The organism is Micromonospora sp. NBS 11-29, from assembly GCF_002140155.1.
Taxonomy (GTDB): domain Bacteria; phylum Actinomycetota; class Actinomycetes; order Mycobacteriales; family Micromonosporaceae; genus Micromonospora.
Window position 1 is genome coordinate 264,900 of the sequence record NZ_NAPR01000006.1, and the last position, 7,767, is coordinate 272,666.

General features: G+C 73.5%; 8 protein-coding genes. 2 read left to right on the forward strand and 6 right to left on the reverse strand.

Annotation, left to right across the window (positions count from 1 at the left end; genetic code table 11):
- Window positions 1-23: 23 nt before the first annotated feature.
- Together purH and purN are read right to left on the reverse strand one after the other, a co-directional pair.
- On the reverse strand, window positions 24-1,589 hold the full coding sequence (gene purH / locus B1205_RS08890) for a bifunctional phosphoribosylaminoimidazolecarboxamide formyltransferase/IMP cyclohydrolase (RefSeq protein WP_089155168.1): 1,566 nt from the start codon (window positions 1,587-1,589) through the stop codon (window positions 24-26).
- Window positions 1,586-2,206, reverse strand: coding sequence for a phosphoribosylglycinamide formyltransferase (purN, locus tag B1205_RS08895; protein WP_089155169.1), 621 nt, complete (start codon window positions 2,204-2,206; stop codon window positions 1,586-1,588). The genes purH and purN overlap by 4 nt, the downstream gene beginning before the upstream one ends.
- A 151-nt stretch (window positions 2,207-2,357) precedes the next feature.
- On the opposite strand from purN, the gene B1205_RS32720 reads away from it, so the two are divergent.
- A complete protein-coding gene (locus tag B1205_RS32720; RefSeq protein WP_089155170.1) occupies window positions 2,358-2,921 on the forward strand; it encodes a DUF4190 domain-containing protein in 564 nt (187 codons plus the stop codon).
- 66 nt (window positions 2,922-2,987) lie between these two features.
- Here B1205_RS32720 and B1205_RS08905 read toward each other — a convergent pair whose 3' ends face one another.
- Window positions 2,988-4,292 carry a cell division protein PerM gene (locus tag B1205_RS08905; protein WP_089155171.1) on the reverse strand — a complete coding sequence of 435 codons (1,305 nt, stop codon included), beginning with the start codon at window positions 4,290-4,292 and terminating at the stop codon, window positions 2,988-2,990.
- 159 nt (window positions 4,293-4,451) lie between these two features.
- Between B1205_RS08905 and B1205_RS08910 the strand changes: the two genes are divergently transcribed.
- A complete protein-coding gene (locus tag B1205_RS08910) occupies window positions 4,452-4,721 on the forward strand; it encodes a hypothetical protein (protein ID WP_089155391.1) in 270 nt (89 codons plus the stop codon).
- Window positions 4,722-4,776: 55 nt separating this feature from the next.
- Here B1205_RS08910 and sucD read toward each other — a convergent pair whose 3' ends face one another.
- The 3 genes from sucD to B1205_RS08925 form a co-directional block, all read right to left on the reverse strand.
- Window positions 4,777-5,664: a succinate--CoA ligase subunit alpha gene (sucD, locus tag B1205_RS08915; protein ID WP_089155172.1), complete on the reverse strand. Its 888-nt coding sequence runs from the start codon at window positions 5,662-5,664 to the stop codon at window positions 4,777-4,779.
- A gap of 2 nt (window positions 5,665-5,666) precedes the next feature.
- On the reverse strand, window positions 5,667-6,845 hold the full coding sequence (sucC, locus tag B1205_RS08920; RefSeq protein ID WP_089155173.1) for an ADP-forming succinate--CoA ligase subunit beta: 1,179 nt from the start codon (window positions 6,843-6,845) through the stop codon (window positions 5,667-5,669).
- A gap of 427 nt (window positions 6,846-7,272) precedes the next feature.
- Complete coding sequence (locus B1205_RS08925) at window positions 7,273-7,677, reverse strand: cobalamin B12-binding domain-containing protein (RefSeq protein ID WP_089155174.1); 405 nt, start codon at window positions 7,675-7,677, stop codon at window positions 7,273-7,275.
- Window positions 7,678-7,767 lie beyond the last annotated feature (90 nt).

Consider the following 7,767-nt stretch of genomic DNA (forward strand, 5'->3'; position numbering starts at 1 on the left):
AGTAACCGGCGGCGGGAGCAGACCTAGTGGAAGAAGTGCCGGGTGCCGGTGAGGTACATGGTCACGCCGGCCTCCTTGCAGGCCGCGATGGTCTCCTCGTCGCGGATCGAGCCGCCGGGCTGCACGATGGCCCGGACGCCCGCGTCGATGAGGATCTTCGGGCCGTCGGCGAACGGGAAGAACGCGTCCGAGGCGCAGACCGAGCCCCGGGCCCGCTCGTCACCGGCCCGGCTGACCGCCAGCCGCGCCGAGTCGACGCGGTTGACCTGTCCCATCCCGACGCCGACGGTGGCACCGTCGCGGGCCAGCAGGATCGCGTTGCTCTTCACCGCGCGCACCGCACGCCAGGCGAACACCAGGTCGCGCAGCGTGGCCTCGTCGGCCGGGTCGCCGGTGGCCAGCGTCCAGCCGGCCGGGTCGTCGCCGGGCGCGTCGACCGCGTCCCGCATCTGCACCAGCACGCCGCCGCTCACCTGCCGCCACTCGGCCGGTCGGGTGGCGAACGCGGGCGCCCGCAGCAACCGGATGTTCTTCTTCGCCCGCAGCAGCTCCAGCGCGCCGTCGTCGAAGCCGGGCGCGACCAGCACCTCGGTGAAGATCTCCGCCACCTGCCCGGCCAGCTCCACGCTGACCGGCCGGTTCACCGCGATCACGCCGCCGAACGCGGAGACCGGGTCGCAGGCGTGTGCCCTGCGGTGCGCCTCGGCCACGTCCGCGCCGACCGCGATGCCGCACGGGTTGGCGTGCTTGATGATCGCCACCGCCGGCTGGTCGGGGAAGTCGTGCGCGGCGCGCCAGGCGGCGTCCGCGTCGACGTAGTTGTTGTAGGACATCTCCTTGCCGTGCAACTGCTCGGCCTGGGCCAGCCCGGCCGGGGCGCCCGGGTCGGTGTAGAGGGCCGCCGCCTGGTGCGGGTTCTCGCCGTAGCGCAGCACCGCCTGGCGGCGCAGCGCCAGCCCGGCGAACTCCGGCCAGCCGTCCTCGGCCGGGGACACGGTGGTGGCGAACCAGTCGGCCACCGCCACGTCGTAGTCGGCGATGTCGGCGAACGCCCGCACCGCGAGCGCGCGACGCTGGGCCAGGGTGAAGCCGCCGTCGGCGAGCGCGGCCACCACCGCCGGGTACGCGGCCGGGTCGGTCACCACCGCCACCGAGGCGTGGTTCTTCGCGGCGGCCCGCACCATCGCCGGGCCACCGATGTCGATCTGCTCGACGCACCCGTCGAGGTCGGCGCCGGAGGCGACCGTGGCCTGGAACGGGTAGAGGTTGGAGACCAGCAGGTCGATCCCCGCGATGCCGTGCTCGTCGAGCTGGGCGGCGTGCGCGTCCTTGCGAAGGTCGGCGAGGAGACCACCGTGGATCTTCGGGTGCAGCGTCTTCACCCGCCCGTCGAGGATCTCCGGAAAGCCGGTGACCTGCTCGACCGGCGTCACCGGAACTCCGGCGCCGGAGATGGTCGACGCGGTGCTGCCGGTCGAGACGATCTCCACGCCGGCCTCGTGCAGGGCGCGGGCCAGCTCGACCAGGCCGGTCTTGTCGTAGACGCTGACCAGCGCGCGGCGGATCGGGCGGGCGTCGGTGGTGCTCACGGGATGGTGACCTTTCTGCCGGTGATCGTCCAACCGTCACGGACCAGGCGGCCGACCTGCTCGACGAGCTGGCGCCGCTCGGCGGACTTGATGCGCTCGGTGAGCGTCTCCTCGTCGTCGTCGTCGAGCACCGGTACGGCGACCTGGGCGACGATCGGGCCGGTGTCCATCCCGGCGTCGACGAAGAACAGCGTGGCCCCGGTGACCTTCACGCCGTACGCCAGCGCGTCCCGGGGACCGTGGATGCCGGGGAACGCCGGCAGCAGGGTGTTGTGCGTGTTCAGGTAGCGGTCGCCGAACGCGGTCAGGAACTCCGACCCGACGAGCTTGAGGAACCCGGCGCTGATGACCAGGTCGGGGCGGTGCTCGGCGACGCGGGCGGTGAGCGCCTTGTCCCAGTCGGCGCGGGTCGGGTGGTCCTTGACCCGCTCGACGAAGGTCGGCACACCGGCCGACGCGGCCCGGTCCAGGCCGGCGATGCCGTCCCGGTCGGCGCCCACCGCCACCACCCGGGCTCCGTAGGCGGGGTCGGCGGCGGCGTCCAGCAGCGCCTGGAGGTTGCTGCCGGAACCGGAGACGAGGACGACGAGGCGGGCGACGGACGCGGGCTCGGTCACGCGGACAACCCTATCGGTGTGCTCGGCGGGCCCGATCCGCGGGCAGCCCGACCGCTGGTGATCTCCCTGGTCGGACCGACACGATACGCTGCCGTCGCCCGGTGCCGTGCGCACCCGACCATGGACCCCCCACTTTGAGGAGCACCCTGCGATGCAGCCCGGATACCCCGGTCAGGACCCGTACGGCCAGCAGCCGAACCAGGACCCGACCGCCCAGCCGCACGACCCGTACGCCCCGCCGCCGCAGTACGGGCAGCAGCCGACCTCGGGCCAGCCGTACGGCCAGCCCACCTCCGGCCAGCCCTACGGCCAGCCGACCCCGGACCAGTCCTACGGCCAGCCCACCTCCGGCCAGCCCTACGGGCAGGACCCGTACGCGCAGCAGCAGCAGCCGTACGGCGCCGCGCCGCAGTACCCGGCCGCCGGCTACCCGAGCGCCCCGGGGCAGGGCCGGAACAACACCCTGGGCCTGATCGGCATGATCGTCGGCATCGCGTCGATCGTGCTCGGCCTGTGCTGCCCGCTGCTGGGCGTCCCGGCCGGCATCGCCGGCGTCGTGCTGGGCTTCCTGGGCCAGAAGAAGGTCCAGACGGGCGAGGCGAGCAACCCGGGCCAGGCCAAGGTCGCCCTGATCTGTGGTGGTGTCGGTGTGGTCATCGGCATCATCAGCGCCATCGCCGGCGCCGCCATCAACACGAGCAACTTCGGTTCCTGACCGACCCGTCGCCCGAGGGGCGTCCGGCGACCGCCGGGCGCCCCTCGTCGCGTCCCGCCCGCCGGCTCAGCGGTCGGCGGGACGGGGGACGGCCGGACGGGCCGGCGGGGTCGGGCGGGTGAGGGTGCGGGTCGCGGCGGCACCGAGCACCGCGCCCATCGCGATCACCACGGTCGCGACGCCGGCCACCGGCCAGGGCGGCGGGCCGATCTCGGCCAGTCGACCGTCACCGAGCGGCCCGCCGGAGGCCGCCGCGACCAGCCCCAGCAGCACGCCGGCGACCGGCCCGGCGAGCGCGGCCGGGACCAGCAGCGCCGGCCACCCGACGTCGGCCCGGTCCTCGGCCGCCGCGCGCAGCAGCCGCCGGGCCAGCAACCAGCCGGCCGCCATCGCGGCCAGCACGGGCACCGCGAGCAGCCCGGCCCCGAGCCCGTCCATCGGCCCGCGGGGCAGGCCGGCCAGCAAGGGTACGGCCGGCAGCGCACCGACGGACACCTCGCTGGTGCGTACCGCGGTGTCCGTGCCGACGGCGAACCCGGGACCGAGCAGGTAGCTCGCCGACCAGGCGGTCGCGTTCGGCGCGTAGGCGACGCTGACCAGGGTGATGCCCGCCTGACCGGCCACCCCGGTCCGGTACGCCCCGATCATGTCGGCCGCGTCACCGCCGCCGGTCGCCACCGCCAACCCGGCCGCACCGGCTCCCGCGCCGAACAGCAGCAGCGCGGCGACCAGCCCGGCCCGCAGCCCGTCGCGCAGGGCCGGTGGGCAGCGCCGCGCCAGCAGCGCCCAGACCCCGGTGGTACGCAGCGCGCCGACCAGGGCGGCCGGGGCCCCGAACGCGGCGAACGTGCCGGCGGCCGTGACCGGGGAGACCCGCAGACCGCCCGCGCTGACCGCGACCGCGGCGAGCGCGCCGAGCAACGCGTACCCGAGACCGACCGCGACCGCGACGGTGAGCGCCTGCCGTGGTGAACCGGCGCCGCGGGCGCCGACGGCCCGGCTGACGTGCACCCCGGCGCGGGTGAGCCGCCAGACGGCGAGCGCGCTCAGCGCGAGCGGCGCGAGGCCGAGCGGCCCGGCGGAGGTCTCCAGCGGCACCCCGTGCCCGAGCAGCCAGCCGGCCGACCCGGCGCGCAGCGCCCCGGCGAGCGAGCCGGCGTCCTCGCTGAGCTGGGCCAACCCGAGCACCACGGTGACCGGCAGCCAGGAGGTCACCGCGGCCCAGAGCGCGGCCACCCCGGCGGCGACGGGCAGCGGGGCCCGCCGGCGGGACGGCTCGCCCCGCCNGGGGCGGGCGCGGCCGGGCGGCCGGGCCCCGGCGGTGGGGCCGGCGGCCGGGCGGCGTGGCTGGTCAGGGGTGACACGTGACATCGCGTCTACTCTGGCACGCCGCGCACAGGACGGCAGTCCGATACCGGGCCGGGACCGCGACGAGTTCGTCGAACCCCCGGATCGGTGCTGGTGATCCGGTCTAGCCTCGGCTTCAGACGCGACCGTTCCCGTCGCGGCACCGACCGTCCGGAGGAAGCCGTGAACGCTCCGTACCCGCCGCCACCGCCGCCACCGGCCGCCGGCCGGGACCGGACCACGCTCTGGGGCGTCCTCGGCATCGTCCTCGGCCTGCTCTGTTGCGGCATCCTGGGCATCGCCTTCGGCTGGCTGTCCATCCGGGAGGCGCGGCGCAACGGGAAGTCACCACTGCTCGGTTGGCTGGCCATCGCGTTCGGCGTCGTCAACCTCATCGCCAGCGCCGTGGTGCGGGCCAGGGGCAACTACTACTCCCCGTACTGGTACCGCTGAACGCCGAGGGGGTCGACCGGAACCGGTCGACCCCCTCGGCACGTCGCATGGCGGCTCAGCGGTTGGACATGATCTCCCGCATGAGCTTGGCGGTTTCGGTCGGGGTCTTGCCGACCTTCACGCCGACCGCCTCCAGCGCCTCCTTCTTGGCGTCGGCGGTGCCCGCCGACCCGGAGATGATCGCGCCGGCGTGACCCATGGTCTTGCCGGGCGGGGCGGTGAAGCCGGCGATGTAGCCGACCACCGGCTTGGTGACGTTGGCCTTGATGAACTCGGCCGCCCGTTCCTCGGCGTCGCCGCCGATCTCACCGATCATCACGATCGCGTCGGTGTCCGGGTCCGCCTCGAAGGCGGCCAGCGCGTCGATGTGGGTGGTGCCGATGATCGGGTCACCGCCGATGCCGACGCAGGTGGAGAAGCCGATGTCGCGCAGCTCGTACATCATCTGGTAGGTCAGCGTGCCGCTCTTGCTGACCAGCCCGATCCGGCCGGAGCCGGTGATGTCGGCGGGGATGATGCCGGCGTTGGACGCACCCGGCGAGGCGATGCCCGGGCAGTTCGGGCCGATGATCCGGGTCCGCTCGCCCTGGGCCACGTTGTACGCCCAGAACGCGGCGGTGTCGTGCACCGGCACGCCCTCGGTGATCACCACGGCCAGGTCGATGCCGGCGTCGATCGCCTCGACCACCGCGGCCTTGGTGAACTGCGGCGGCACGAAGATGACCGTGACGTCGGCCCCGGTCTCCTTCATCGCGTCCGCGACGGAGGCGAAGACGGGCAGCTCGGCGCCGTCGAAGTCGACGGTGGTGCCGGCCTTGCGCGGGTTGACGCCGCCGACCACGGTGGTGCCGGCGGCGAGCATCCGCCGGGTGTGCTTCGAACCCTCGGAACCGGTCATCCCCTGCACGATGACCTTGGAGTCCTTGGTCAGCCAGATAGCCATTGTCAGACCCCCGCAGCAGCCAGCTCGGCGGCCCGCTCGGCCGCGCCGTCCATGGTGTCGACCCGCTGGATCAGCGGGTTCGCCGCGCCGTCGAGGATGGCCCGACCCTCCTCGGCGTTGTTGCCGTCGAGGCGGACCACGAGCGGCTTGGTGGCCTTCTCACCGCGCTGCTCCAGCAGCGCCAGCGCCTGCACGATGCCGTTGGCGACCGCGTCGCAGGCGGTGATGCCGCCGAAGACGTTGACGAAGACGCTGCGCACCGACGGGTCGGAGAGCACGATCTCCAGGCCGTTCGCCATCACCTCGGCGCTCGCGCCGCCGCCGATGTCGAGGAAGTTGGCCGGCTTGACGCCGCCGTGCCGCTCACCCGCGTACGCGACCACGTCGAGCGTGGACATGACCAGGCCCGCGCCGTTGCCGATGATGCCGACCTCGCCGTCGAGCTTGACGTAGTTGAGGTCCTTGGACTTGGCGGCCTGCTCCAGCGGGTCCACCGACGCCTGGTCGACCAGGGCCTCGTGGTCCGGGTGCCGGAAGCCGGCGTTCTCGTCCAGCGTGACCTTGGCGTCCAGCAGCAGCAGCTTGCCGTCCTTCGTGGTGGCCAGCGGGTTCACCTCGACCAGGGTGGCGTCCTCGGCGACGAACGCCTGCCACAGCCCGACCGCGACGTCGACGATCTGGTCGGCGACCTCGGCCGGGAAGCCGGCCGCGGTGACGATCTCACGCGCCTTGGCCTCGTCCACGCCGGTGTTCGCGTCGATCGGCGCCTTGACGACCTTCTCGGGGGTCTCGGCGGCGACCGCCTCGATGTCCATGCCGCCGGCGACGCTGGCGATGCAGAGGAAGGTGCGGTTCGCCCGGTCGAGCAGGTACGAGAAGTAGTACTCCTCGGCCACGTCCGCGGTCACCGTGATCATGACCTTGTGGACCGTGTGACCCTTGATGTCCATGCCGAGGATGTCGGTGGCGCGGGCCACCGTCTCCTCCGCGCCCTCGGCCAGCTTCACGCCGCCGGCCTTGCCGCGGCCGCCGACCTTCACCTGCGCCTTGACGACCACCCGGCCGCCGAGGCGTTCGGCGATCGCGCGGGCCTCCTCCGGGGTAGTGGCGACGCCGCCGGCCAGCACGGGCAAACCGTGCCGCTCGAACAGGTCCCGCCCCTGGTACTCGTACAGGTCCACGATTGCGCGTCCCGTCCCGTCTCCGCGGCGCGCCGTCGCGCCGCCACCAGCGTTGGAAAATCAGTTTGACGCCTGTCATCAGATGAGACAGGCCATTTGCCGCAGCCTAACGAGATGGGAACGCGCGGCAACCGAGCGGGTGCGCGGTGTGCGGTAATGCACAGCGGTCGTCGTCGGACGCGGCCGCCCGGCACCGGACGGGCGGCGCCGACAGGTGCGGCGTCAACCGGTCGAGGAATGTCCGGAACGGGGCGTAACCCCTGCTCGAAGGCGTCGTTGAGTCTGATGTCGGAGCGCTGGTCAAGCGCGACGGCGGGAGCGGCCGATGCCCTGTCGGTCGAGGGGTGGCGGCGGGGCATCGTGCATAGAGGGGCCGGGCGTGTGAGGGGTGCGTCCGGCCCCTCCCCCTGCCCAGATCATCCGGTGCTCAGCCGACCGGCTGGGCAACGTTCTCCCGCACCCAGTCGACGATCGACCCGGTGGTGGCGCCCGGCGTGAAGATCTTCGCGACCCCGATCTGCTCCAGCTCCGGGATGTCGGCCTCGGGGATGATGCCGCCGCCGAAGACCACGATGTCGGCCGCCTCACGCTCGGTGAGCAGCTCGACCACCCGCCGGAAGAGGGTCATGTGCGCGCCGGAGAGCACGGAGAGGCCGACCGCGTCCGCGTCCTCCTGGATGGCCGTCTCCACGATCTGCTCGGGGGTCTGGTGCAGGCCGGTGTAGATGACCTCCATGCCCGCGTCCCGCAGGGCTCGGGCGACGACCTTCGCGCCCCGGTCGTGGCCGTCCAGGCCGGGCTTAGCAACGACGACCCGGATACGAGAGCTCATCTGCGCACACCTTTCACCGGCACGGGCGCTCCTGCACTGAACGAACGGTAACCCGGCCGGGCCCGGGGCGGGAAGCCGGGCCGCACCCCT

What these genes read in the sequence shown, in the direction of transcription:
- B1205_RS32720 (WP_089155170.1), top strand. Translation starts at nt 2,358, where the DNA reads ATGCAGCCCGGATACCCCGGTCAGGACCCGTACGGCCAGCAGCCGAAC.
- sucD (WP_089155172.1), bottom strand. Translation starts at nt 5,664, where the DNA reads ATGGCTATCTGGCTGACCAAGGACTCCAAGGTCATCGTGCAGGGGATG.
- B1205_RS08925 (WP_089155174.1), bottom strand. Translation starts at nt 7,677, where the DNA reads ATGAGCTCTCGTATCCGGGTCGTCGTTGCTAAGCCCGGCCTGGACGGC.